20 protein-coding genes are annotated in these 24,805 nt (G+C 46.4%); 7 read left to right on the forward strand and 13 right to left on the reverse strand.

Going from position 1 to position 24,805, the window contains the following annotated elements; all coding sequences use genetic code 11:
• Positions 1 to 14: 14 nt before the first annotated feature.
• Entirely contained in the window at positions 15 to 1,916 is a 1,902-nt protein-coding gene (locus tag ACFFJH_RS06615; protein ID WP_390211102.1) for a M20/M25/M40 family metallo-hydrolase, read from the reverse strand.
• A 632-nt stretch (positions 1,917 to 2,548) separates the two neighbouring features.
• On the opposite strand from ACFFJH_RS06615, the gene ACFFJH_RS06620 reads away from it, so the two are divergent.
• Complete coding sequence (locus tag ACFFJH_RS06620) at positions 2,549 to 3,421, forward strand: ATP-grasp domain-containing protein (RefSeq protein WP_390211105.1); 873 nt, start codon at positions 2,549 to 2,551, stop codon at positions 3,419 to 3,421.
• Between the two features lie 12 nt (positions 3,422 to 3,433).
• Here ACFFJH_RS06620 and ACFFJH_RS06625 read toward each other — a convergent pair whose 3' ends face one another.
• The 9 genes from ACFFJH_RS06625 to ACFFJH_RS06665 form a co-directional block, all read right to left on the reverse strand.
• Positions 3,434 to 3,973: a DUF1697 domain-containing protein gene (locus ACFFJH_RS06625; protein ID WP_390211108.1), complete on the reverse strand. Its 540-nt coding sequence runs from the start codon at positions 3,971 to 3,973 to the stop codon at positions 3,434 to 3,436.
• A gap of 26 nt (positions 3,974 to 3,999) precedes the next feature.
• The gene (locus ACFFJH_RS06630; protein WP_390211110.1) at positions 4,000 to 5,592 is read right to left on the reverse strand and encodes a DUF3667 domain-containing protein; all 1,593 of its coding nucleotides are present in this window, start codon (positions 5,590 to 5,592) and stop codon (positions 4,000 to 4,002) included.
• Between the two features lie 179 nt (positions 5,593 to 5,771).
• Positions 5,772 to 8,600: an ATP-binding protein gene (locus ACFFJH_RS06635; RefSeq protein WP_390211113.1), complete on the reverse strand. Its 2,829-nt coding sequence runs from the start codon at positions 8,598 to 8,600 to the stop codon at positions 5,772 to 5,774.
• A 224-nt stretch (positions 8,601 to 8,824) separates the two neighbouring features.
• Complete coding sequence (locus tag ACFFJH_RS06640) at positions 8,825 to 9,547, reverse strand: hypothetical protein (RefSeq protein ID WP_390211115.1); 723 nt, start codon at positions 9,545 to 9,547, stop codon at positions 8,825 to 8,827.
• Between the two features lie 62 nt (positions 9,548 to 9,609).
• Entirely contained in the window at positions 9,610 to 10,965 is a 1,356-nt protein-coding gene (locus tag ACFFJH_RS06645; protein ID WP_390211117.1) for a hypothetical protein, read from the reverse strand.
• A gap of 386 nt (positions 10,966 to 11,351) precedes the next feature.
• On the reverse strand, positions 11,352 to 11,624 hold the full coding sequence (locus ACFFJH_RS06650; RefSeq protein ID WP_390211120.1) for a hypothetical protein: 273 nt from the start codon (positions 11,622 to 11,624) through the stop codon (positions 11,352 to 11,354).
• A 225-nt stretch (positions 11,625 to 11,849) separates the two neighbouring features.
• Entirely contained in the window at positions 11,850 to 12,557 is a 708-nt protein-coding gene (locus ACFFJH_RS06655; RefSeq protein ID WP_390211122.1) for a DUF6058 family natural product biosynthesis protein, read from the reverse strand.
• Positions 12,550 to 12,897: an antibiotic biosynthesis monooxygenase family protein gene (locus tag ACFFJH_RS06660; RefSeq protein ID WP_390211123.1), complete on the reverse strand. Its 348-nt coding sequence runs from the start codon at positions 12,895 to 12,897 to the stop codon at positions 12,550 to 12,552. Before ACFFJH_RS06660 ends, ACFFJH_RS06655 begins: the two co-directional genes overlap by 8 nt.
• A gap of 10 nt (positions 12,898 to 12,907) precedes the next feature.
• Entirely contained in the window at positions 12,908 to 14,098 is a 1,191-nt protein-coding gene (locus ACFFJH_RS06665) for a cytochrome P450 (RefSeq protein ID WP_390211125.1), read from the reverse strand.
• Positions 14,099 to 14,172: 74 nt separating this feature from the next.
• On the opposite strand from ACFFJH_RS06665, the gene ACFFJH_RS06670 reads away from it, so the two are divergent.
• Positions 14,173 to 14,871 (forward strand): ArsR/SmtB family transcription factor, encoded by a 699-nt coding sequence (locus ACFFJH_RS06670; RefSeq protein ID WP_390211126.1) that lies wholly within the window; start codon positions 14,173 to 14,175, stop codon positions 14,869 to 14,871.
• Positions 14,872 to 14,896: 25 nt separating this feature from the next.
• Positions 14,897 to 15,433, forward strand: coding sequence for a peptide-methionine (S)-S-oxide reductase MsrA (msrA, locus tag ACFFJH_RS06675; protein ID WP_390211127.1), 537 nt, complete (start codon positions 14,897 to 14,899; stop codon positions 15,431 to 15,433).
• A 29-nt stretch (positions 15,434 to 15,462) separates the two neighbouring features.
• On the opposite strand, the gene ACFFJH_RS06680 is transcribed toward msrA, so the two are convergent.
• A complete protein-coding gene (locus ACFFJH_RS06680; protein ID WP_390211129.1) occupies positions 15,463 to 15,954 on the reverse strand; it encodes a GNAT family N-acetyltransferase in 492 nt (163 codons plus the stop codon).
• Between the two features lie 249 nt (positions 15,955 to 16,203).
• On the opposite strand from ACFFJH_RS06680, the gene ACFFJH_RS06685 reads away from it, so the two are divergent.
• The gene (locus ACFFJH_RS06685; protein ID WP_390211131.1) at positions 16,204 to 17,592 is read left to right on the forward strand and encodes a hypothetical protein; all 1,389 of its coding nucleotides are present in this window, start codon (positions 16,204 to 16,206) and stop codon (positions 17,590 to 17,592) included.
• Positions 17,593 to 17,730: 138 nt separating this feature from the next.
• Here the strand turns inward: ACFFJH_RS06685 and ACFFJH_RS06690 are convergent, their stop codons facing one another.
• Entirely contained in the window at positions 17,731 to 18,246 is a 516-nt protein-coding gene (locus ACFFJH_RS06690; RefSeq protein ID WP_390211133.1) for a peptidylprolyl isomerase, read from the reverse strand.
• 464 nt (positions 18,247 to 18,710) lie between these two features.
• On the opposite strand from ACFFJH_RS06690, the gene ACFFJH_RS06695 reads away from it, so the two are divergent.
• The 3 genes from ACFFJH_RS06695 to ACFFJH_RS06705 all read left to right on the forward strand — a co-directional run bounded on the left by ACFFJH_RS06695 (position 18,711) and on the right by ACFFJH_RS06705 (position 24,000).
• Entirely contained in the window at positions 18,711 to 20,096 is a 1,386-nt protein-coding gene (locus ACFFJH_RS06695) for a DUF3422 family protein (protein ID WP_390211321.1), read from the forward strand.
• A 206-nt stretch (positions 20,097 to 20,302) separates the two neighbouring features.
• The gene (locus tag ACFFJH_RS06700; RefSeq protein WP_390211135.1) at positions 20,303 to 21,238 is read left to right on the forward strand and encodes a histone deacetylase family protein; all 936 of its coding nucleotides are present in this window, start codon (positions 20,303 to 20,305) and stop codon (positions 21,236 to 21,238) included.
• Positions 21,239 to 21,321: 83 nt separating this feature from the next.
• A complete protein-coding gene (locus ACFFJH_RS06705) occupies positions 21,322 to 24,000 on the forward strand; it encodes a bifunctional acetate--CoA ligase family protein/GNAT family N-acetyltransferase (RefSeq protein ID WP_390211136.1) in 2,679 nt (892 codons plus the stop codon).
• A gap of 107 nt (positions 24,001 to 24,107) precedes the next feature.
• Here the strand turns inward: ACFFJH_RS06705 and pdxH are convergent, their stop codons facing one another.
• Positions 24,108 to 24,743, reverse strand: a complete 636-nt coding sequence (gene pdxH, locus ACFFJH_RS06710) for a pyridoxamine 5'-phosphate oxidase (RefSeq protein ID WP_390211137.1) — start codon at positions 24,741 to 24,743, stop codon at positions 24,108 to 24,110.
• Positions 24,744 to 24,805: the final 62 nt, after the last annotated feature.

A 24,805-nucleotide genomic window follows, 5' to 3' on the forward strand; every position in this document is an offset into this window, starting at 1 on the left:
AGTTTACTTCGGTTTTATTGCACGGTAGCCAGTATGCTTGCTCCATTCATCGCCGCATAAGCCTTTATTAATACATAGTAGGTGCCTGCCGGCGGCGCGCTGAAGGTGATGGTTTCTGCGTTGGTAGCACCATCAGATTTTTTATCGTATGTCGTGGTTGTTGGTGCCGCGCCCATTTTGGCATAGATATCACCATCGCCAGTTCCACCTGATAGTTTAAAGGTCAGAGAAGTTTTTCCACTTGGTACCACGATGGTATAAGTTTTCGTCGCATTCAGTGCCAAGCTACCGAGACTTACAGGGACGCCACTGGTTAATACATTGCCGCCTGTTGTAGTTTGATAGCTGGCGATCAATGACGCGCCGCTGACTGCACTAGCGGCGTTGGTCAGCACATAGTAAGTACCTGCTGTGGGTGATGCGATGGTAATAGTTTCGGTGTTGTTTGCACCGTCTGATTTTTGTAAATAGCTAGTCGTGGTGGCTAAGTTGCCCAGTTGCGCATAGATATCCAAGTCGCCCGTGCCGCCTGAAGTTTTGAACGTCAAATTGCTGGCACCACTTGGTACGACGAAGCTGTAATTCGCTTGAGCATTGGCGGTACCCGATACCGCTACTGAGACATCTTTTGTTAATGCAATAGTGCTAGGCGGTAAAGCAGGGCCATCACTACCCAGTTCTACCGCGAACGAGGTTGCGAGACGACCAAATTTCAGCGCGTGATTGGCTTGGCTTCCCATATTCGCATAAGTATCGCCCGTACCATGAATCTTAGGATTGCTCTCGCGCATCGCGGTTTCAAATGGCATTGAAGTTGGGAAGCCCTGGGCGTGCCATGAAGCATGGTCAGAGCAACCGTAGCCACAAGTATCACTGCCTATCGTCAGAGTCGGTTGATAGGTGGTGATGAGATTGCTGACAAAGCTATTTTGTGCCGCGTTGGTGTAATCGGTATACAAATAGATGTCTTTAGCAGAACCCTTGTAGTTGGTCATGTCGAGCTGCATGACGCCTATCACTTTGACACCGTCTGTTTTGAACTTTTTCGCGATTTCTGCTGAGCCTTTTAGACCGACTTCTTCTGCCGCATAGGCAATAAATTTGATGGTGCGGCGCGGTTGATAATTGCTCGCTAGCATAACGCGGATGGCTTCGGTCAGACTGGCGATACCTGATGCATCATCGTCCGCACCCGGTGCTTTGGTGGTCTCGCTTGTCCCCGCTGTGTTGATGGAATCCAAATGGCCGCCTAGCACCACAACTTCAGATGCGTTGTCACTGCCCTGCATGGTCATGATCACGGACTTTTGTGGAAAGCCCGCATGGGTAAATTGTTCTACTGTGACATTGCTGCGACCATTGGCCAAGGCTAGCCATTTATCTCTGATCCAATTGGAACCATTAACGCCACCCGTGGTGGTGTAATAACGATTAACGAATGCAGACAAATCGACAATGGTTTGTCCTATGTTGCTCGCTTGCATTTGACTTAATAAAGGTGTGACCGTGCTTTGGTTATCGATGGCGTAAGACGGTGCTAGGCTGGCAATCGCAGGCGCTGGCGCAAAACCTGCGGCGGTATTGCCTAGTGCCAGACGTCCTAGCGCTTCGCTACTATGCTCGATAAATCCGCCGCAACGTTTTAGCTTCTCGTGGATCGCACCTGATAAAGCTTGAATCGCAGATTGTTCCACTTCGACCAAACGTACGGTTTCTTGGCTGCTAAAACCATTTGAACCTGAATTAACTAAGCGGCTTTCACTTAGGATAGTGTTAGGCGCGATTTGTTTTAATTCTTGGTAAGCTTTATCACCGATGGTGATCCAGACTTTTTTCTCGCCCGCTTGTAGCGTGACGCTGCTAGTGACCGTTAGGACTAAACCTAATACTAAACCCGATAATATTTTCTTTTGCATGTCTCTCTCCCTGTTTTTGATGGCTCGCTTGATGCTAACTTTAGCGAGTTTGCTTTGATGTAGAGTGCTCAATGGATAGCGCTACGTTGAACTTAGTTGAGCCTGATTGCCTGCGTGTTTTTTTTGCCCGATAAGCGAATAAAAGGGGCTAAACAGTTGAAGGTAATCTGTAATGAGTAGAACAGAGATTGAGATTGACGGAAAGTTAACGCTTGTGTTTTTTTAGGCAAGATAAATGAACTTTTAGTTGCAAACCGAAGAATCTTTTGCTGATCATAAATTTGCCTTCGATTTTTCTAATCAGTATAAAAATAAACAGATTTGTATGATATTGCGTAGGTAAAAGTAAAAACAGTTTGTCGATTTAGTTATGTTTTAAATTGTGGTAAATTTTATCTGGTATTAATATATTTGGAGATCATATTTCTATATTGCATTGTTTTTAAATGAGTTTTGTATGCTTTTTGCAAAGTGGTATTTAATGCTTTGAGAATTTCAATACGGCTTATCACGCAAAATCTTATTCTGTATGATGCGCAGTTTGAGTGACGTTTGAGCGAAGTTTGAGCGACGTTTGGCTCAATGGCAGCGATACCTCATAAATCATAGTCTGACGATAGGAAATAAATTGTATGCAAAGTTATCACATTGCTTTAGTGACTAGCGCTGAGTTACCTGATCTATTCGGTGGAGAGCAGTTGTTGCCACCTGCGCTAGAAAAATTAGGCATGCGAGTGAGTATCTGTGTCTGGGATGCGGCTGATTTGGATTGGACTACATTTGATGCCATCGTGATTCGTTGTCCTTGGGACTATCACGAGAAACTGCCGGCTTTCCTCGCTTGGTTACAGCAATTGCAGCAATTGCAGCTCAAAGTCGTGAATGATGTAGAGACCTTGCGCTGGAATTTGAACAAAAATTATTTATTTGAGTTGCAGCGCGCAGGATTGCCATTGATTCCCAGTATTTGTTTAAAGCCTGATGATAGGCGTTCATTTGATGAGCTGTTAGACGCAATGAAATCAGATGAAGTCGTGGTAAAGCCTGTGCAATCAGCTGGTGCTTGGCGTACTTTGCGGGTACAAAAGACACAAAGTCGCTTGTATGAAAATCAGTTTGAGCAATGGCGCTTGGAGCAGGATTTTCTAGTGCAACCCTTCATGCCAGAAATCGTAGCACAGGGTGAATATTCTTTGATTTTCTTCGACGGTGAATACAGTCATGCTCTAATTAAACGGGCTAAGGCAGGTGATTTTCGAGTGCAGTCAGATCATGGCGGCAGTGTGGAAGCGATTCATGCATCGTCAGAGTTGATTGCACAGGCAGCCAACATCTTGCAAGCTTTACCAAACATGCCTTGCTACGCCAGAGTTGACGGCATCATAAGCGATGGGCAATTTTTGCTAATGGAATTAGAGCTATTGGAGCCAGAATTGTTCTTAGAATTGGCACCTCATGCGGCTAGCCAATTGGCACAGGCGATCATAAGGCGAATTTCAGTTTAGCTGATTGGCGCATTACTTTGAGCAGCGCTTTTCAGCCAGCGCTAAAAGTTTAGCGACGGTATTCATGTTACGTGCAGTACCGTTGCTGGCGGCTGGAATCACCAATTTGGAATCCGCCATACCGTCGCCGTAATGCACATATATGTGTTGGCTGCCAAATGCGATCTCTTCTTCTTTTCTTCCTTTCGCGGACGTGATGGCGCCAGTATCTGGTGCGTCATCAAGGAAGATCGTGACCGTTCGATTGGGAGCCTTATCTGCATAAGGATTGGCATTGAGTATCGCGGCAAGCTCAGCGGGTGTGCGTATGAAGACGCCAACAGGCTTACCGGCATAGCGCTGCAATGCTGCTTCTAGCAAAGCACGGCAGGTGACAGCCGATTGCTCACTATCAAATAAAACATTGCCGCTGGCGATATAAGTTTGCACTCCTGTAAAACCTAACAACTCACACATTTCTACCAATGTTTTCATCGAAAGTTTTCCCGTACCACCGACATTGACTGCACGTAATAAGGCTATGTAGGTGCTGGTTTGATTTGAGTTAGACATATCGTTAGGTTTTATATCTTACTAATTTATGCGCTCGCAATGGTCACGATAGTTGCAAATAGTGACAAAGAGAGTATGGCGATAAAGAGTAACGCAATAGTGCGCCAGAACGTCGCGAATATGCCCAGGCTATAGGCATGGCGTAGCTGCGCAAACATATGAATGGGCGGAACGAAGGCGAATAGCAATGCAGCAATGGTGTTGAATTCAAATTTGGTCAAGATCGCGATAGTACTGAGCAACAAACACATGAACGACAAGGAGTAAAGCGAAAATACGGCATGGTCGAACATCACAAATTTTCGTTTGAATGCAAACAGTAGCCATATGAAAGGTAGCGTTAAGGGCATCAATAGAAAAGCCAGTCCTGAAGCGTTCTTCTTCATTTTAAACAGTGTCAATTCGGGATTTTTCATTGCATGATCGGCTAGATCCTTGAAATATGGAATGGAAGATGAATTTTTGATGTTGATATTTGGAATATCGACCTCGTCATTAGCCTGTTCATCGGTGCTATTATCTGCACCAAGAGTTGTATTGGCGCTTGCATCTGCTGAACTACTGGCGCCAATCTCAATTTTTTTTACGGCAGTTTTTTGTTGTGCTTTCTCTTGTTCACTGGCTTGCGCTCTCTCGCCCGCAGCAATTTGTTTCTTTAAGTATTTGACTTGGCGTTCTGCAGCAGTAATGCTCTGATTTACTTCCCACGGCTGCAATTTTGCGATTGGTATCGACGTGCTTGGGCTGGCTTCACTAGTTGAGCGTAGTGTAGTAGCGTCTCCTAATTGTTTGAGCTGTTTTTTCGAATTGTCTTTGGTCGAACTTGTTTCGGAACCAGATTCTGAACTTGTAATGACATTAGACTCTGCGTTTCCGTTCTCGTTTGATGCTATATCCCCAGAGGCTCCTTTTTTTGCCGCCAATTTAAACTTCATTTTGGCTGCCTTTAGCGCTTGTAGATTTGTCTCAGCGAGCTCGAGTTCTTTTCTTAACGCTGGCAAATCCTTTTCTTTGCCATCTAATTTACTTAGTGTGTCTTTAAATTTTCTGATCTCGAACTGAAGATCGTTAATCTCGTCCTGTAGTTCGAATGCACCCGAACTCAATGAGCCTTGCTTAGCTTGCTCAGCGAGTTGTTGCTTCAGCTTAGCTTCTGCTTTACTTAATTCTTTCACGATATCTTCACGTGAACTCGGAATATGCAGCATGTCATTGCTGGGGCCGGTCATGGTGTAAGAAAAAATGAAAAACATCAAAAAGATCAAAAACAAAAATAAAGCAAGCGGTGAAACGAACGATGTGCGCTTGCCCTCTATATATTGTTTGGTTAAATGACCAGGCTTAAATATTAAAGCAGGAATAGTGCGCCATGCTTTCGTGTCAAAATGAAAGATGCCATGCAATGCCTCTTCTACCATATGAAGTAATGAGCGATGAATGTGGGCTGATTGCCCGCAGGCATGACAAAACGCACCGGTCAACTGTGCTCCACAGTTTGCACAATTCTTATGCGCATTGGCATCTTGATCATCGCTATGTTGGGTATGTTGTTTACTTAATTCATCGCTGACCACAATTGCTGTTAACGCCTCACCCGCACCACTGAGTTCTATTCCCATGTCTTACCTCGTTTAGTTGATGTACAGATTGTGCCCGATTCAGCTCGTAGTCTCAAGAAAAGCCTAGGTGAAAATGCAAAAAAAGCGAACCTGCACCCTGTGCCGATTCGCTAATCTTGGCTTGTATTTGCGACTCTGCATAATCATCTAGCAGATAGTCGGCAAAATGCGTATGTTATTTAAGCACGTGCATCTTTCACTTTTTCTACCCGGCGTTGTAAGACAAAGATGGGTTGCGCCCATTCCGTATCTTTTTTCTTCTTACTCGTAATTAAGGTGAGTTCAGAAGGATCGTACACATCGGTGTTATGCGTCAACGGTGTCGTCATCAAGTACTGTGCATCGGTGTTTTTCAAGAACTCACCGACCAATTGAATATTGCGAATATCCAAATGGGCGAAAGGTTCATCGATGAACACAAAGCCGCCTGAGCCGTCTTCTGATTTCAATAAGCCGATTAATAAGATCAGTGATTTCATGACCTGCTGACCGCCGGACGCCTCGCCATCATTCATGCCGATAGGGCCTTTGCCGTCGAACTTAAAGCGCACGTGTAAGCCAGCTTGCGCCAACATCACATCGTCGTTTTCTAGTTTGACTGGATCAGTATGAACTTCGATACCTGCCAGCTCACCCAGTTGTTTGATGTTCTTGCTGTAAGTCTTGATCGTGTAGCGTAATCTATCCATGTAAGCGGCGCGCGCATTGACGGTCGCTTCCATCGCTCGATTATTTTGGTAGCGACGTTCGTCGGTTTCGGCCTGACGATTTTGCAGTAAATTGTTTAAACGCGTGTACTGATCAACTACGGTAGCGTCAGTTTCCCAATCATCGCGTGCTAAATTATTGCTCAAACTGCGCAGACGCAATTCAACTTGATGGACGTTTTCATGTTCCGCCACCAACTCTTTACGATGCGAAGTGCGCTTCCAATTGAGCGGTAGTGTATGCCATGTCTCGCGCATGCTACGTAAAGTTTCAAATTGCGCTTTGCGTTCTTCGGCGTGGCGTTTTTCGGAGACTCGTTGTTGTGATTCAGCGTCGGCAATGGCAGCCTTAGCTTGCTCCCATTTGAGATGCGCGACGGTACGTTGCTCGGTGGCGGCTTTAAGTAAAGGCGCAATCTCACCGAGGCGCGTACCAACTTCGATACGTTGTTGTTTTAAAGGTTGTGTATTGCGCGACGCTTCTTCAAACTCGGCATGGCGCGCACTTAATTCCTTGGCTGCATCGACACCCGCTAAACGTGCTTTGTAAGAAGAAATTTCACCAGCCAATTTGCTGATTTTGATCGTGAGTTGATCTTCTTGTGATTGCAAACGTGGTAGGGCTTTTTGCAAAGCTTCTAGACGCTGGGTACGACCCGCATTACCAAAACGGTAGCGTGATACTTCAACAAATAAAGATCGACCACCGCGACGTTCGAAGTGATACGCATCCGGCGTAATCCATTCTTGCGACTTGTGCAGTTTCATGCCGATATCGATGCTATCGACAGTTTCTATGCGTTCTAATTGTTCGATCAGCCAAGCTGGCGCCTTAGCGTTAAAACTGACCACGGATAACAAACTATCGTCTTTTACCACTGGCGCATTAACGCGATCCGGCACGATGAAGTGACTATAGCGTTGTTTCTCACCGATGCGATAGGCAGCGCTGGCATCACTAGGATTGTCGAGCAAAATGACCGAGGTATAGCCACGCAATACACCTTCCACCGCGCCTTGCCATTTTGCGTCGGTGACTTCAACGATCTCAGGCAACATGCTGTGCGGAATATTCGCTTCATTCAAAGCACGGCGCATTTGGCGCACGTTTTCTGGATCAGGCAGGCTGGCTTTGCCTTGCAAGGCCGAAATGGTATCCATATCGGCGGCGATGCGTTGTGCTAATGCATCGCGTTCTTGTTTTTGCTGAGCGAGTTCTTCTTCTTTCTTTTCTAATTCGTCGGCGATATTCGCGATGTCGGCGTCCGCTTCGGCGGCCAGTTTTTGCAAACGCGCTTTTTGTTCGAGTAAGCTTTCTTGCGGCTTAAGCTTGGCATTCACTTGTGCGAGTTTTTCACGCAAGCTGGATTCTTCCGCTTCTAATGCTGCTTCGCTTTGCTGCGCTTCGCTATGATTTTGTGCTTGTTGTGCCAGTGCTTGACGACGCTCCGATAGTGCCTCGTCTTGCGTTTTTAAATAACGTTTGCTGGCGCGTAAAGCTTGACTGGTGGCTGATGCGCGTTCCAGATCTTCGTGGTATTGCAGGGTCGGTAAAATCTCTTCCTGCAGGTCACGCTTCTCTTTGTTTAAACTTTCCCATTGATGGAAGTTGGCCACTTTTAAGCGCAAACCTTCGAGATTGGTTTTTGCGCCTTCGAGTTCGGTTTCAAAGCGTTGCAGTTCAGATTCGGTATCGCGCTGATGACGTTTTGCATCGTCGTAGGCGTCTAAGACTTCTTTGTCTCCGAATACTTGGAATACCAGATCGAGTAATTGGCGCGGCGCGTATTCGCATAGCTTATCGGTTTCACCTTGTTCCAGTGCCAGCACTTTGCCCATGGCTGATGACAAGCCTGCATGTGATAAACGTTTGCGATAGGTTTCAACGCCTAACCAATCATTGGCTTCTTGAATTTCTTCAATCTCGACTTTGCCACTGCGTAATAGATATTGGCGTTTCCAGTCACCGCCATTTTTTTCGATTTTACAAAACAGCGTGACTTCATCTTCATACAAACCGGACATGCGGAAAGGGCGATTCGAAATCTGCGGACCGACCGCACTATTATCGACCACCGCACGTATCCAAGCGGTCTGTTGGCCGGAGTGGCGGGCGTAATGTTTGTACGAACGTCCCATAGAACATTCCAAACCAAACAGCGTGCGCAAAGCATCAAGCAGCGTGGTTTTGCCTGAACCATTTTGTCCAGCAATGGTAATGATCTTGGCATCGAGCGGGATGTTCTTAATACGCTGCCAGTAATCCCAATGAACCAGTTCTAGTGATTTGATATGAAACATAGTTTTTGTTTTTCTTTGGAAAATGGGTATTGCTTTGATATTTTTAAATTACTTTGTTAACTCCTTCCCCTTCAAGGGGAAGGTTGGGATGGGGATGGGTTGCGATTGAATCTTGTCATCTTGCGTCAGCGAAACCCATCCCCACCCTATCCCTCCCCTTGAAGGGGAGGGATAATTATCCGCGTTTACTTTGTTTCCCTTCGTCTCTGTGTGGAGAGGCTTTGCTACTCATTCTCCGGACTATTGGATTCCACAACCAGCGGCGTTTCTTCCGTTGCCTCCGCTGCAACCCGTTCCGCCTCAATCACCGCTGGCGTACGTGGCATAGGAATATGGAAAATATCCGACAGCGCGCCGTTGATGATGCGGTCTTTTAAGGCATCGGTATCCATTAGCAAATCGAGCAACGGGCCTTCCATGATCAGATCGGTTTTACGTTCTATAAAACCCAGACGTGCGAGTTGGCCGAGGTTCATATCCATACGCGTTTTCTTACCGAGTTTTTCGCCGAAATCGGCGAGCAAAGTACGATAGGAAATACCGATAGAAGTGTCCTCTGCGCGCGGCAAAGGTTTTTCTTTGCCAAACATATCGTTCTGATCTTCTTGCGCCATTTGATGCGCTTCTTGGCGTTCGCGTTTCGGTAAAATAATTAGCGACCACAATACGACTAACAAGGCCACACCATCGCGAGCGAGGCCAAAATTATTGTTCTGCCAGGTGTCTTTCGTCCCGAATACCTTAGATTCGCTGTCACGTGTCAGCGCCAAAGTGACGTGGTCGGCATACACATTATCGACAAACTTCATACCGCAGGCTTTCAAGCGCGCGTCAACATCGCTACGAAAATTTTCGTCGGACAAAGCACGTTTTACTAACTTGTCTTCACGACGTAAAGTCTGATGCGCCAACAAACGGGCGATAAGGATTTGTGCATCTTCAGTCATGGAAAATCTCTTTTTTTAAGCCATTAAAAACCAATAAGCACAGATACGTAGAGGTTTGATATTTATTCATGCGCATCATCCGTCGTAACATCCAATGGCAATAAGCTAGCCACAGAAATCGCTGCGATGTGCGGGTCTGATAGTTTGCGCATTTTGTCTTTGGAGTCAAAGCTCAAAGGCAAGCGTGCTAGTGTCGCGGTCGCGCCTTGCAACGAGGCTTCATTGGCGTCGCCAATCAGAGGTAAAAGCGAAGCGCGGTACGAGGCAATGGCAAAACTCGCTGGTAGTAAATAGTCGTGCAGCGGTTTGGGTTTATTCGTCGCTGGGTCCACTGACTTACCGTCAATTTTGCTGAGTAGATCTAGCCAATGATCGAGTTCTAATAAGGCTTCGCTATTATCGTTCGCAATCGACGGCGCATTTTCACCTGTCGGTAAAACGCCCAAGACCGCTGAGTTACGATGGCTTAGCAATTCACTCTCGGCCACGTCTATCATTTCAGATGGCGTGATGAAATGAGGTGCCACTGGATGCGATAGCGCGCCATCGGCAAGCGAGGCCAAATCATCTCGTTGCAGCAACCACATCTTGATATCGGTGGTCGATAAACCGGACTGACCCAAATGGACACGTTGGCGTTCAATTTGATTCAAGGCGCGTGAGAACATACCTTGCATATTCAAAAGCGCACTCTGAGCGCGACCAATCGCTTGCGCTGCGCGGTGCGTCGCGGAATCCGCTCGGCTATCGTTGGTAATCGCGTGGATAATTTGCGAACCTTTTTCCACCCAATCACAGGCGGTATGCCATTTTTGCTGTGCGGTACGCAGTTGGAATTCTGAACCCGAGGCAATCGCATCGGAAAATTCTTCGGTCAGCTCAATCAGACGGCCGAGTAGATGGTGCAACTGCTCAACTGAAACTCCGCCAACGGCTTGTGCACCAGCGACTTGGGTCAACATATAGCTGACTTCGGAAGGGTCTTCTTGCTGTTCTACCTGAATCAAGGATTCAATCGCCGCCAATACATTGCGTGCCATAGGCGCAATCCGATACACCGATTGGCTTGCATCCCACACTAATAGCCCTGTACTGCGCAAACGGGTTAACACGGTTTCTAGTGCTTCCGGCTCTAGATAACCTAACTTCGCATTGATGTCAGCACGGGTGAGGGAAGGCGAATCGACATCCGCGGTCAATTCGCGCAAAACCAGCAAGCGCATTAGAACGCTATTGATACCACCGTGGAATAAGGCGGTAAACGCCTGCAACATAGGCTGCGCGCGCCGCAAAGGGGCGAGAGCCACAACATCATCGGGAGTTAAACTGGATTTGAAGTAAGACTTGAGACTTAAATCGTTCTGATCGGATAAATCGTCTTCTATTCTTACTATGGATTCGTCGTCAAAATTTTGCATGCCGCATTTTACCTTCTTGAGGGCGGCTTGAGTATTGGCAGAAAAATACTAAAAAATGATTGTTGTTTTGCGACGACTTGCAATACTTAATGAGACAACTCCGAGCTTGAGACGGCTTCATCCGTTTTTAAATGCCTATTTTTCAACGAAAAATGCGAGCCGATCAATAAAAATAAGCTATCTAACAGGCATTTGATTCCCCAAATCACCAGAAACCACAGCACAAAATGATAAAAATTCAGCGAGGAAGTAGGGATGTCCGCTAATTTAATTAAAAATTTGGAAATGAAATACGATAAAAAACCATTAAAAAAGATAGTCCATGACCATTTTTTGAGGCTAAACATAGTGATTTCATCCTTTTTTGAGTACCAGCTTGTTTAAAGTTAGTGCTGACTTTTGGATTGATTGAAGGCTTCGGCAACAATCGCTTTGTTTTCTAGTTCTTTTAGGTTGATCTGTTTGGCTTGAACTGGCGAAATAAGGTTGAACACTTCCGTAACAAACTTCAACATGCCAAGTCCGACGAAAAAGCAAACGGGGAAGAAAGTCCAGTCTAACGAACCTCGGTAAAATCCAGCCTCGCCTAATAAAAAAGAGGATAAGAGACCAGATAATACGTATATGCTGGCTTGGCGAAAATCGATCTTGGATTTCATAGCAGGTGCTCACAGTGCGTTTGACAATAATCTATATCAATCTATCAGATCTGGCTAATTTATAAAAGTAGAAATAAAAATAAATCGGAACGATTGATCTTCGAAGAAATATCAAGTCAAATGAAGATTGAGTGCATTTATAAATATAGTTGCGCTAGTTTAAGAGAGACGCAAACTTAGCATTCCCATACTTTTTCGCTTGCTGATTTAAACCCTCGATTAAGTCTAGCGGTCGAATTGTTCCGCAAAATCGTCCAATTTTTTGCGGCTACTGAGTGGATATTCTAAGTGGCTAAATGGCATACAAATCTCTTCGTAATGAGGTATTAAGCTCAAGATTGACTGCACCGCTTCGGGTGAGCAAGTCGATGGGTCGTGCTGCTCATTGTGCTGCTCAATGAGATACATTAATTTTTCCTGCAAGATTTCTTTTTCGGCGATTGCTTGTGCGCTAGTAGGGTGTGTCACGCACACGCCAAATGTACCGTTACAAAAATACTCCCAGGCACGTTGGCAGCGTACTTCTAGCCCAGATTGATGAACACTGCCATCTTCTTGAAATGCATCTGGCATAGGCCAACAATGTGTATGCAAGTGTTGCAGTGCTTGCCCAAAATCGCGTTTAAATTCTTGTTCAAGTAGCGCTTTCGCCACTGGAATTTCATATTTGAGGAGCAGGTTTAACGCACTTTGCATCCAAGGCTGCAAGTCACGATGCACGTAGATATTTGGTGTTAGCCCTGGAACTTCAAATTGCCCAAATACGACTGAATGCAAACACCCATCGGTCGCCACATAACTGGGAGCAGGAAATAGGCCAGCAGCCATCGCCTGTTCACATTGCGCTACCGAGATCGCTAAGTTATGTGCTAGTTGTGTGGTATTGAGAAAGTGTTGCGATAGATAGGTCTGTAAGCGGGTTAAATTATCCATGGTGGTAATCCTGACTATCTTGCGGACTTTGCTCTCTCTCATGTAAACCATAATCACGCATGACCTGCGCAATCCGGATACGGTAATTCGAAAAAATAGCTTCTCGGCCAGACGCTTGTGCGGCGCGATGTTGTTCGAGATTGCGCCATGCGCATACGGCTGCTTCATCCCGCCAAAACGAGAGCGACAGAATTTTATTTTCATCGGCCAAGCTTTGAAATCGTTCTATCGAAATAAAACCATCGACCTCGCTTAGCATGGGTTTGAGTTGTGCAGCGATGTCCAAGTAAGTTTCGCGTTGGTTACTGTGCGGTAAGACTTCAAAAATGACAGCGATCATTTTAATTTTCCTATTTAAATTTCGCTAAACGTGCGTTGAGCGATGTTTGATATTCCCACGATAAATTTTGCCATTGCGCCTCACTCCAAATAGGCAGCAGTCGCAATACGGCTTGTTCTACGATAGCGATAGCTAATTGCTGTCCAAGGCAAGCATGGCGACCTGCGCTAAATCCCCATTGCGGTAATGCATGACGCTGCGGATTAAAGCAATCGGCATCAGCGACCTGTGTATTGTCGCGATTGGCGGCTGCCAATAATAAAATAATGGTTTGTCCGCTGCGTAGTTCCTGCCCACCAATGCTGCAATCTTGCGTCACAAAGCGGCGGGTGCTGTGAATTGCCGGATCAAAGCGCGCTACCTCTAGTACAAATTGTTGTAGCAGTGGACTGCTGTTGTTGCTCGATCCTATCTCGCGCTGTAGTTGATCCCGCCAAGTTGTTTGTTGATGTAGTTGAATCACGGTATTGGCGAGCAAACCTGCCGTTCCTTCATAGCTTTGTGAGAGTAAGCCAACGAGGTTGGCAACGATGGCATCGTTGTCAGTCCAGCCTTCGGCTTTTGCGGCGACTTGCAATGAATGTATAAAGCTGTGTGTTGGAGTTACATCGTTCACGATACTGGCGCGCAGGTGATTTTGCATGCGGGCTCGCAGGACTTCGGCTGCGCGGCTAGCTTGCTGCAATTCTTCCTCGCTGCTGAGTATGGATAGGCAGGCGACAAATTCAGCAATCTCTTGTGCGATGAGGGTACTAGTTATTAGATCGAAACCCATGAGCAATGCTACGCAGCGCAACGGTAATTGATAAACCCACTGATTCAGCGCCGCTCCAGTACTATCAGGCAAGCCGATCTCATTCGATATTGCAATCACGACTTTCTGAACCTGTGATAAATCAAGTGTGCCTAGGCAGCGCATGAGACTAGCTTTGCCAACACGATGCGCTTCAGCTTCATTCATGCGTATCAAATGGGAGAAAATTTCGCCTGCTGCGCTGCCTTGCAAAGCTTTCGGTACCGCTTCATGGGCAGGGCGCACAGCACAGCGAGCGTCTGCTAACACTGCGCTGATCAGCACCGCGCGACTCACTATCCATGCTTGGGCTGCGTCATCCCATGCAAAGTCAGCATGTTGGGACAATTGCGCGTACCTCGTGTAAGGATCAATTTGATACGATAGATGGGTGATAGGAATAGACATGACAAAACTTTTTAGATCAAAAAAAATCTAGTGTATGCTTTGTTTGTCTCTCATAATTCGTTTGCCATCGAAGTATGCCTTCCATCTTTGCCGATCAGCAACTTGCCACTATCGCAGCCGCGATTGCAGAACCAGCGCGCTCGCGCATGCTGTGTGCGTTAATGGATAAGCGGGCGCGCACCAGTACCGAATTGGCGATCATCGCTGAAGTCTCCACTTCTACTGCGAGCGCACACCTGAATAAACTAAAAGAGCAGCATTTACTCAGCGTTGTCGCGCAAGGCAAGCATCGCTATTATCAATTGGCGAGCCCGGAAGTGGCGGTGGCTTTAGAAGCCTTAATGAATATCGCGAATGTGTCGATCAGGGCGTTTACCCCGAGCACACCAGCGCGCTTGCGTCATGCCCGCACTTGTTATGATCACATGGCAGGTGAAATCGCGGTGCAACTGCATGACTATTTGATGGCGCAAGAATATCTTTTGCCGACGCTAGACGACAGCAGTTTGTATGTGCTGAGCGAATCTGGGCAACAGGCCTTATCTCAGTTAGGTGTACAGCTAACCATGCCTAGCAAAAGCCGCCGCCGTTATGCCTGCGCCTGTCTCGACTGGAGCGAACGCCGTCCGCATCTTGGCGGCGCGTTGGGAGCCGCATTTTTGGATTTTTTTGTACAACATGCGTGGGTAGTTCCTGACTTGGACAGCCGTGCACTAAGTTTGAGTAAAAAAGGTGAACGTCAATTCGAGAAATTGTTGCGTCAACCTCAATGAAAAACCTATTCTAAGGAGCATCATCATGACAAATCAAACTCAACAAACAGCAACTCTTGGCGGCGGTTGTTTTTGGTGTACCGAGGCCGTTTTCCAACAGATTCGTGGGATCCAAACTGTGGAATCGGGTTATTGCGGTGGACAGGTACATAATCCGAGTTACGAACAAATTTGCACTGGTACGACTGGCCATGCCGAAGTGGTTCGCCTGCGCTTCGATCCAGCGGTGATCACGTATGCAGAAATTCTCGAAATCTTTTTCACGATTCATGACCCGACCACGCTGAATCGTCAAGGTGCTGACAGAGGCACGCAATATCGCTCAGTGATCTATTTTCATGACGACGATCAGAAAAAAATCGGGCAAGAAATCATGCAGAAAATGACTAGCGTTTGGGACGATCCCATCGTCACTGAATTAAGCATGGCACCGCAGTTTTATTTGGCTGAAGCTTATCACCAGAATTATTTCCGCCAACATCCAGAACAAGGCTATTGCTCGTTTGTGGTCGCGCCCAAAGTAGCGAAGGCGCGTAAAGTGTTTGCGGATAAATTGGTATAGTTTGAAAACGACAATTCAAACTCTTAGCTTTAATTAGCGAGCCACTTATACATAATCAAGGCATCCACCAGACCATGAGCAGGATGGTGAAATGCCTTGGGTAAGCGTCCAACCGTATCGAAACCACATTGTGTCCATAAGCGCACCGCGCTTTCATTCGTTGATACCACAAAATTAAATTGCATCGCCAGATAGCCCAAGTCTTTGGCGATGTTTTGTGAGTGCGCAAACATCATACTAGCCACACCACGTCCACGTGCTTGTGATGACACCATATAGCCGCAATTGCAAACGTGATCACCGCCGCCGCTCTGGTTAGTTTTGATAAAGTAGCTGCCCAGAATCTCACCATTTTCTTCGATGACGAAGGTCTGTCTAGGAAGTGTCATCCACAATTGGAATCCTTGATCTTGGTTGGTGTCGCGTGCGTAAGCGTAAGTCTCGCCAGCGCTCACGATCTCGTGAAATATGGGCCAGATTTTTTCGAAGTCGGCAGACCTTGCCAAGCGAATTTCGAGCATTTTTTTGTTCCGAATATGTGTTGCTTGTTTAAGCGAATGGAGATATCTAGTTGCAGCTTATAGCAATTGACCATTTAGTGATGAACACTGTTTTCTTGTGATTTATAGTGAACAGTATTCAGCGCAACGGTGGATGCCAAGAGATTTTACCGGACAATCGAGTTGATTATACTTGTATGAGTCGGGTGCTTACGATATTGTCCCAGCCTATAGATTAATTGGAAATATTAACAGTTGTTTGGGACACTTATGCTTAAAAAAATCCTGCTGCGCACATTGTTGTTCTTATTCATTTTAATCGTGGGCGGCTTGCTCACATTTTTGATTGCAAATTGGCGCGATCAAGATTTGCGGCCAGAAGTTAAATCGGCATTGAACTGGCAAGCACCTAAAGTGTTAGATGAAGCCAATGCTTATCTATTGGTACTAGGTTTAAATGCAAAAGAGGGCATTGATCCAGTTACTTTAGGTGCGCGTAAGCTCAACGCGGAATTAGCCCGTTACGAAAAAAATCGTTATCTAACGGTTGATTTTGCAGAGAGCGTTAATGATCCCGATGAGCTAACTTTCGTTAAGCCAAAATCTCAGGTCTGCGAGTACGCAGAAACGGCCAATTGCGTCGCGTTTTACCTAGCGCGTAGCGCGGAGCAAGAGCAAGAAATTCTTAAATCGCAGCACATCCTATTAGCTAATTTTGACCGTTTGACAGTAAGTAAAACCTATCAAGAAATTGCTCCGCCACATATCGCTGCGAGTATTCCTTCTTATGCTTCGGTCATGCACGCCGCCGAGTTAGAGCGTATGCGTGCAATCCGTTTGATCGCTAATGGGAAAGTGGCGCAAGGTTTGGAGCAGTTACTGCTGCTAGCAAGCTTTTCTCAACGCTGGTTAGAAAATAGTAGTAGTTTAGTTTCGCACATGGTTGCCTTAGCTAGCGTGCAGAGAGACTTGCGCATCTGTGACGAGTTATTGCAGCGCTTTCCCAATCTGCAAAGGGAGATCGACCCAATGCAAGATTGGATGAATCAATTTTCTATGCAGCGTATGCATATCGCTAAGGCGTTTGCTTTCGAGCGGCAGGTCGGCATGAATATTATGCAAAGTACGCTTGCGCTACCGGAAGAAGTGCAAGACGCTAAGTTACAGCAGCGCCTCATTAAATGGTTTAATCGTCCTAATGCCGCAATGAATATGAGTTATGACTGGTATAACGTCAGACTAAACTTATTAGAAAAATCTGGTCAAGAATACTTTGCGTCGAGAACGGAAGTTGAGAAGAAACAAAAGGAATTACTGGGAATAGGAACGGACTCTTTCTATCTGCGTGATCCATTTACCAAAAATTTATTGAGTATCTCTGCACCAGACTATGATGTGTACATTGAAAAACATTACGATACTTTTGCGCAAATTCATTTGTTGGCGCTTAAGTTGGATTTGCTAAAACAGGGCATTCCGCGGAACGAAATACCTGCGTATATACAGAAGCATGCAGCTCAATATTCGAATCCCTTTGATGGAAAAGTCTTGGGATGGGATGCTGAGCATCAGCAGTTATTTGTGGAGTTACGACAAGCGTCGAATCAGGTCTATCAAAAAAGTAAAATGATGCGATTAAACGTTTTACCACGCGCATGATAGAATTTGACTCGATGCGCTAGTTAGTAGCGTAAAAAAAATATCCCGGCAAAAATTGCCGGGATATTTTTTTGAGCTGAGAGTGCGTTTGGGCTAGTACAGCTTAGTCGCCCAAATTACACTTCCTACATTTCTTAATTACGCAGCGCGGGAATCTAAAACTTCATTCCATTTCGCTAAATTTTCAGCTTGTGATGCCAATAATTCAGTCGCATCGCCTTCGATAGTCAACTTCTCGATTACATCACCTTTAACGATGCTGTTAACGACTTTTTGATCGTCGGCGCTCACTACTACGCCGAAGACCGTGTGTTTGCCATTCAAATGCGGTGTAGGACCGTGGGTGATGAAAAATTGGCTGCCATTCGTGCCTGGGCCTGCGTTGGCCATCGACAAAATACCTGCTTTGTCATGACGTAATTCGCTTGTGCATTCGTCTTTGAAACGATAGCCTGGACCGCCCATGCCTGTGCCGTCAGGGCAACCACCTTGGATCATGAAGTCATTGATGACGCGATGAAAATTCAAACCATCGTAGTAACCGCGTTGTGCCAAGTTAACAAAGTTGGCGCAGGTTACTGGTGTTTGGTCGGCAAATAAATTCAGGTTGATCGTGCCTTTGCTGGTTTGCATGATGGCTTTAAGTTGAGTCATTTTGTTCTCTTTCAGATAAAAAGCAGCACTTGCTGAGCGCAATTGGCTGTACTACCCATCATTTTACCAGTACCTGCGGATGATTTTTTAGGTGGAACTGGTATTGGAGTCCTGATATGAGAATGGGATGAGTAAAATAGCTGGAAAAATGTTAATAGGTGAGCGTCTTTTTGTTTTTTATTTATCCTACATTCACCCTACATTCGTTCAATTATTCCTTGCTTAAGGACTGGTCATACCAGTTTCACACATCTTTGTTACAATCGTTTTTCGAATCCGGCTCATCATAGCCCAGTGGGTGATTTTCAAGTTCTCAAAAAGACAGCGATGGCGTAAGACCTGCGCAGACACCTTAAGTTATGGATTGAAATGAATTGTTTATAAGACGCACATAAGTTTTGATGTGTGTGCGTTTTGTCTCAGCAAAATTGTCCTAATTTCTTAAGTCTCTTTTTAAGCGCTTTATTTCTATGCATTTTTTTGAATTAAATCATCCGTTGCGTGTGCCTTTAGCAGCCGAAATCCATTCCCGTCCTTTTTTGAAATTGCATGCGCCAGAGTTGCTATCGCATTTGGCCGTGTATTTTGAGCCGCAGTCGGATACCCGTGTCTCGGCACATGAGCAGCAGCACACTTTGTTGCAGGCGCTGTGCGCCCACTTTGGCGCAAGTCCGCCAGCCTTAGATGCCAAATATTTTTATGTTGACTTTGGCCCATTTCGTTTGAAATGGGAATGTCATACCGAATTCGCTACCTATACCTTCGCACAACATCAGACTGTTGAGCAGGGCGACGTTCGCAGCTTAGAAGCCTGCATGACGCAGATGCCGATTACCCGAATTCCCGAAGCTTGGTTGCATGGTTTGCAGGGCAAAGTATTGGTGGCTGCGCATTTGATTTTAGATAATCGGCCACTATTACAAGATCCAGTGGATTCAGTGGACGCATTTTCTAAAGAGGTCGGGCAGCTGTTCCAAGGACATGCTTTGGCGGCTAGTCGGGTTATGCAAGGGGGTGAGTTTTGGTCTGACTTTGTGGTGCATGCCGATGGTTTTAGTCGTTTTGTGATTCGCGATGTGGACATGCGGGCGCAACAAGCTGGCCGTCTGGCGCAGCGTATTTTAGAGATAGAAACTTACCGCATGATGGCCTTGTTGGGCTTGCCTCTGGCGCAACGGACAACGCCTCAATTAAATGCGATAGAAAGTGCCTTGGTCGATTTGGCTAGTACCATGGTGGAAGCCGATCACGCTTTGAGCGAGCAGGATCTCGATATGGAAAGTGACTCGGAACGACATTTGCTAGAAAAAATCACGCATCTAGCCGCGCGCATAGAGAAACTTTCGCTGGAAAATAATTATCGTTTTTCCGCCTCGAAAGCTTATTTCGGTTTAGTCCATGCGCGCATCGAAGAGTTGCGTGAACAAAGGATAGAAGGCTTGCCCATGGTGGCGGAATTTATGGACAGGCGGTTAACGCCCGCCATGAATACCTGCGATGCGGTCGCGAATCGTCAAGAGGCCTTGGCGCGGCGTATTGCCAATACCAACGACTTGCTACGTACTCGGGTGGGCATCGTGCAAGAAATGCAGAATCGAAAAATTCTTCAGTCTCTCAATGCCCGGGCCGCACAACAATTACATTTGCAGCAGGCCGTCGAAGGCTTGTCAGTGGCGGCGATTTCTTACTACGTGATAGGTTTGTTTGGTTATGTAGCGAAAGCGGCGAAAGAGTTTGGTTGGATTGCGCATACTGAGAGCGCGGTTGGCGTTGCGGTACCTGTAGTTTTGGGTGTTGTCTGGCTGGGTTTGCGCCGTATGCATCAGACGCTACATACAAGTAAAAAATAAGCTCGCAAAAAATAAGCTCGCGACATTGCTGTTGTTTGCTTAAAACTGACGTCAATCTGGTTTCATTTTGACATAAAAACAGCAATCGTTTGATCAAACACAAATCCGCGAGAATCTAGCTTTACTGAGTGCATGCATGGGTCTAGAATCAATTGACTATGTCGCGCTTTTTTCGCTTCTTTCGCTTTCATTCAGGAGTCCCCGTTTTGTTAGCTGCTTACATTACTCACACTGATTGTCAAAAACATGAGATGGGCAATCATCATCCTGAATGCCCAGAACGACTGGGGGCGGTGAACGATCAGCTCTTGATAAAGGGCTTATTGGATTACATGACGCAGCATGATGCGCCGTTGGCGACGGGAGCACAGTTGGCGCGTGCGCATAGTCCTAGCTATCTGGAAGAATTTGCCGAGATCGCTCAACGTGTACCCGAAGGTGCCCACGTACAAATTGATCCCGATACCAGTATCAATGAATTCTCTTATCAAGCCGCTTTGCGCGCCGCGGGTGCTGCCGTACTGGCAGCGGATTTGGTGGCTTCCGGTCAGGCACCTGTCGCCTTCTGTAACATCCGACCACCCGGACATCACGCAGAACGCAGCAATGCGGGAGGCTTCTGTTTTTTTAATAATGTGGTGGTCGGCATCCGCCATGCGCTCGCACAGCACGGTATTGAGCGCGTGGCTTTGATTGATTTTGACGTGCACCACGGCAATGGTAGTGAAGATATTTTATTTGACGACCCACGCGTGTTGATGTGCTCTATTTTTGAGAAAAACTTATACCCATTTTGTGGCGATGTGCCGATGGGATCAAATATGGTGAATGTGGGTTTGCCTACACGTTCTGGCGGTGATGTTTTTCGTCAAGCGGTGACAGAAATCTGGTTACCTGTTTTGGAAAAATTTCAACCCGAGATGATTTTTATTTCCGCTGGTTTTGATGGACACCGCGAGGATGATATGGGCAATCTGGCCTTGGTAGAAGCCGATTATGAATGGGTCACTAAGCAGATTATGCAAGTAGCGCAACGACATGCGCAAGGGCGTGTGGTGTCGTGTTTGGAAGGTGGATACGATTTGTCTGCTTTAGGGCGCAGTGTGGCAGCGCATGTGCGTGTGCTGCTTGGGGTTGACTAGGGACATCTCGATACGCCCTACATTAATTATTTGTTTCTTTACTTATTTATTTCTTTATTTCGTCATTCAAGACGGGAAGTTCTATGAATAAACATTATCTTTCGTCCTTGTTTGCGCCACGATCTATTGTGGTGTTTGGTGGCAATCGTGAACGTCCCGAAAAGCTTACCCCTATGTCGCGCGTGCTATTGCAGCATCTAGAAAGCAAAGAATACAAAGGCAATATTACCTATCTGGACATTGCGATGAAAGGCACCTTGGGTGACTTGGCCGCCTCGCGGGCTGATCTGGCGATTATCGCTTTGCCTATCGAGCAATTGACTGCCGCTTTAGAAGTCGCAGGACGCATTCAATGTCGCTCCGCTCTGATTTTGTCGATAGGGGTGGATGCGGCGTTGGCCAATAAACTACATAGTATTGCGAAAGAGCATGGCATCTATTTACTTGGCCCTAATAGCTTAGGTTTTCAATGTCCTAAATCGTTTTTAAATGCCAGTGCACTCGGTAAATTGGCTCAGCCAGGTGGCTTGGCTGTGGTGTCACAATCCGGTGCCTTGACCACTTCCATCTTAGATTGGGCTGGAAAGAATGGTGTCGGTTTTTCTGCGGTGGTGTCCTTAGGCTTGAATACTGCTGTCGATCTGTCGCAAGTATTGGATTATTTAGCAGATGATGCGAATACCCAAACCATCGTCGTGTACATGGAAGGTATTAGTAATGCACGGCGTTTCATGAGCTCCTTACGCGCTGCCGCTAATTCAAAACCCGTGATTGTTTTGAAAGCGGGCCGTAAACCTGAAGGCTCAAAAGCGGCATTAACCCATTCCGGCAATATCGTCGGTAGCGATGCGATTTTTGACGCCGCCCTACAACGCGCTGGTGCGGTACGTGTGCATTCTATGGTGCAGTTATTCGCTGCCGCAAAATGTCTATCGGCTCGTTATTTGCCTATGGGACGCCGATTGGCAGTGATTTCTAATGGTGGTGGGCCAGCCGTGTTAGCCGCCGATCATGTCAACGAAGTGGGTTTGGCATTGGCTAAATTACCGGCTGATGTGGTGAAGGAATTGAGTAAAAAAATCTCTGCATTCTCGGTGATCGATGAACTGATTGATTTATCCCAAGATGCTGATGCGGCACACTATCGGGCTGCGGTGACGGCCTGTGCGCATAGCTTGGAGGTGGACGGAATTTTGGTCATTCTGTCGCCGATTGCGGGTGTTGATACCGGCGCGATTGCGCAAACTTTGGCTGACTTGCAAGTCACGGTGGGTAAGCCTTTAATCAGTTGTTGGATGGGCGATGAAAAAGTTACTGCCGCGAGAACGATTTTGTTCAAAGCGGGGATTCCGAGCTTTCGTACCCCTGAGGCCGCGGTTGATGCCTTTAATCATGTCTCGCTATTTCATCGCAACCAGCAATTGCTACGTCAGGTGCCACCGCCTTTATCTCAATTAGCCAAACCTGATCTAGAAGGCGCGCGGATATTGATCGAAAGCGTGCTGGCAGAGCGGCGTAAAGTCTTGACGGAAATGGAATCAAAAGCCTTGCTCTCGGCTTTCCATATTCCTGTCACCAAAACTATTTTGGCACGCAGCGCGACAGAAGCGATGCTGGTCGCAAATCAATTGACGTATCCAGTCGCTTTGAAAATTGAATCAGTCGATATCCCTCATAAATCCAATGTGCAGGGTGTGGTTTTAAATATTGCGAATGCAGCGGGTGTGCGTGACGGCTGGCAAGACATGATGGCACGGGTTGCGCAATTGCGCCCTGACGCCAAGATTAATGGCGTTACCGTACAAAATATGTCGGGCAAGCCTTTGGGCCGTGAATTGTTTATTGGTATCACTACCGATGAATTATTTGGCCCTGTGATTTCTTTTGGTGTGGGCGGCGTGATGATAGAAGTGATCGCTGATCGCGCGATTGAATTGCCCCCGTTAAATCAATTTTTGGCGCATCGTTTGATCGACCGCGTCAGAAGTGCCGATTTACTCGGTGCTTGGCGCGGTGCTGCACCGGTAAATCGTGAAGCCTTGGAGCAAATATTATTACGAATCTCTGAGATGGTTTGCGCCTTACCGCAATTGCGAGAAATGGATATTAATCCGGTGATTGTGGATGAAGAGGGCGCTTTAGTGGTGGATGCACGCATCGTAATTGAACACTCTCCGGCTGAACCTGGTAATTATGAACATCTGGCGATTTCACCTTATCCTTCGGATAAAGAGATGGAATGGCCTTTGCGCGATGGACGTAAATATACAGTCAGGCCGCTGCATCCGCATGATGCTGAGATGCTGCAAGAGTTGGTGCGTAATCTCTCACCTGAAAGCCGTTACTTCCGTTTCGTGTCTTCCATGCGTGAATTATCAGATCGTATGTTGGCCAAATTCACTTTAATCGATTACGACCGAGAGATGGCCTTGGTAGCGATTTATCGCGAGCGAGTACCACTTGGTGACGGTAGTTTTAGCGAAAGCGAAAAGATCATAGGCGTATCACGTTACGTGACTAATCCTGATAAAAGCACTTGCGAATTTTCTTTATTGATTGCAGATACTTTTGCCGGACAGGGCTTGGGCTCGCGCATGATGTTGTCGATTATTGAAGTTGCGCGTAGCCGTGGACTTGCCTATATTGAGGGGCTGGTATTAAGCAATAATCACAATATGATTAAGTTGATGCGCAGTCTTGATTTTGAAGTCAAAAAGTACGAGGAAGATCCCGATTTTCGTTTGTGTGTTAAAGCCTTATAAATTCAGCCTTATAAATTCAGCGTTATAAAATCAGCTTTATAAATTCAGCTTTGTAAATCAAGCTGGTAGCGCGAATAGGCCTACCAGCTTTATTTTTAGATCTAGAGTTATGGTTGCAGACGACTGATAGCCCAAGTGCCGTCTGCTTGGCGCGTATAGGCAATGCGATCATGTAAGCGTGAACTACGACCTTGCCAAAATTCTATAAACTCCGGCACTAAGCGGTAGCCACCCCAATGTTCGGGGCGCGGTGGATGATCACCGTAGTCTGCCACCACTTGTGCTAATTTGTCTTCGAGTTGTTGACGATTGGCGATGGTTTGACTTTGGGCTGAGGCCAGCGCACTTTGGCGACTACCTAAGGGACGACTATGGAAATATTTGTCGTTGTCTGCATCAGAAATTTTTTCTATGCGGCCTTCAATGCGTACTTGACGTTCCAGCGGTATCCAAAAAAATAGCAAAGCAGCATGCGGGTTATCTGCAAGCTCCAAACCTTTGCGGCTATCGTAATTAGTAAACCAGGTGAAACCTCGTTCATCAAATTCTTTGATGAGTACGATGCGCGAAGATGGTTTGCCGTCCGCATTGACGGTGGATAAACTCATCGCGTTTGGTTCTGAGACTTCGGCTTTTAACGCTTGATCGAACCAGTGGGCAAATTGTTTAATCGGATCATGTGCCACATCACTCTCGGCGAGGCTGGCAAGTTGGTAATCTTTTCTGAGATTGGCAATAGACATAGGTTTTCCTTGCTTATATTTTGGTTTACATTTGAGAATCAATAACGAAAATAGTTTTATAG

Origin of the sequence: Affinundibacterium danionis (assembly GCF_042432465.1) — a bacterium.
GTDB classification, from domain to species: domain Bacteria; phylum Pseudomonadota; class Gammaproteobacteria; order Burkholderiales; family Burkholderiaceae_D; genus Undibacterium; species Undibacterium danionis.

What these genes read in the sequence shown, in the direction of transcription:
- ACFFJH_RS06615 (WP_390211102.1), bottom strand. Translation starts at nt 1,916, where the DNA reads ATGCAAAAGAAAATATTATCGGGTTTAGTATTAGGTTTAGTCCTAACG.
- ACFFJH_RS06620 (WP_390211105.1), top strand. Translation starts at nt 2,549, where the DNA reads ATGCAAAGTTATCACATTGCTTTAGTGACTAGCGCTGAGTTACCTGAT.
- ACFFJH_RS06625 (WP_390211108.1), bottom strand. Translation starts at nt 3,973, where the DNA reads ATGTCTAACTCAAATCAAACCAGCACCTACATAGCCTTATTACGTGCA.
- ACFFJH_RS06630 (WP_390211110.1), bottom strand. Translation starts at nt 5,592, where the DNA reads ATGGGAATAGAACTCAGTGGTGCGGGTGAGGCGTTAACAGCAATTGTG.
- ACFFJH_RS06635 (WP_390211113.1), bottom strand. Translation starts at nt 8,600, where the DNA reads ATGTTTCATATCAAATCACTAGAACTGGTTCATTGGGATTACTGGCAG.
- ACFFJH_RS06640 (WP_390211115.1), bottom strand. Translation starts at nt 9,547, where the DNA reads ATGACTGAAGATGCACAAATCCTTATCGCCCGTTTGTTGGCGCATCAG.
- ACFFJH_RS06645 (WP_390211117.1), bottom strand. Translation starts at nt 10,965, where the DNA reads ATGCAAAATTTTGACGACGAATCCATAGTAAGAATAGAAGACGATTTA.
- ACFFJH_RS06650 (WP_390211120.1), bottom strand. Translation starts at nt 11,624, where the DNA reads ATGAAATCCAAGATCGATTTTCGCCAAGCCAGCATATACGTATTATCT.
- ACFFJH_RS06655 (WP_390211122.1), bottom strand. Translation starts at nt 12,557, where the DNA reads ATGGATAATTTAACCCGCTTACAGACCTATCTATCGCAACACTTTCTC.
- ACFFJH_RS06660 (WP_390211123.1), bottom strand. Translation starts at nt 12,897, where the DNA reads ATGATCGCTGTCATTTTTGAAGTCTTACCGCACAGTAACCAACGCGAA.
- ACFFJH_RS06665 (WP_390211125.1), bottom strand. Translation starts at nt 14,098, where the DNA reads ATGTCTATTCCTATCACCCATCTATCGTATCAAATTGATCCTTACACG.
- ACFFJH_RS06670 (WP_390211126.1), top strand. Translation starts at nt 14,173, where the DNA reads ATGCCTTCCATCTTTGCCGATCAGCAACTTGCCACTATCGCAGCCGCG.
- msrA (WP_390211127.1), top strand. Translation starts at nt 14,897, where the DNA reads ATGACAAATCAAACTCAACAAACAGCAACTCTTGGCGGCGGTTGTTTT.
- ACFFJH_RS06680 (WP_390211129.1), bottom strand. Translation starts at nt 15,954, where the DNA reads ATGCTCGAAATTCGCTTGGCAAGGTCTGCCGACTTCGAAAAAATCTGG.
- ACFFJH_RS06685 (WP_390211131.1), top strand. Translation starts at nt 16,204, where the DNA reads ATGCTTAAAAAAATCCTGCTGCGCACATTGTTGTTCTTATTCATTTTA.
- ACFFJH_RS06690 (WP_390211133.1), bottom strand. Translation starts at nt 18,246, where the DNA reads ATGACTCAACTTAAAGCCATCATGCAAACCAGCAAAGGCACGATCAAC.
- ACFFJH_RS06705 (WP_390211136.1), top strand. Translation starts at nt 21,322, where the DNA reads ATGAATAAACATTATCTTTCGTCCTTGTTTGCGCCACGATCTATTGTG.
- pdxH (WP_390211137.1), bottom strand. Translation starts at nt 24,743, where the DNA reads ATGTCTATTGCCAATCTCAGAAAAGATTACCAACTTGCCAGCCTCGCC.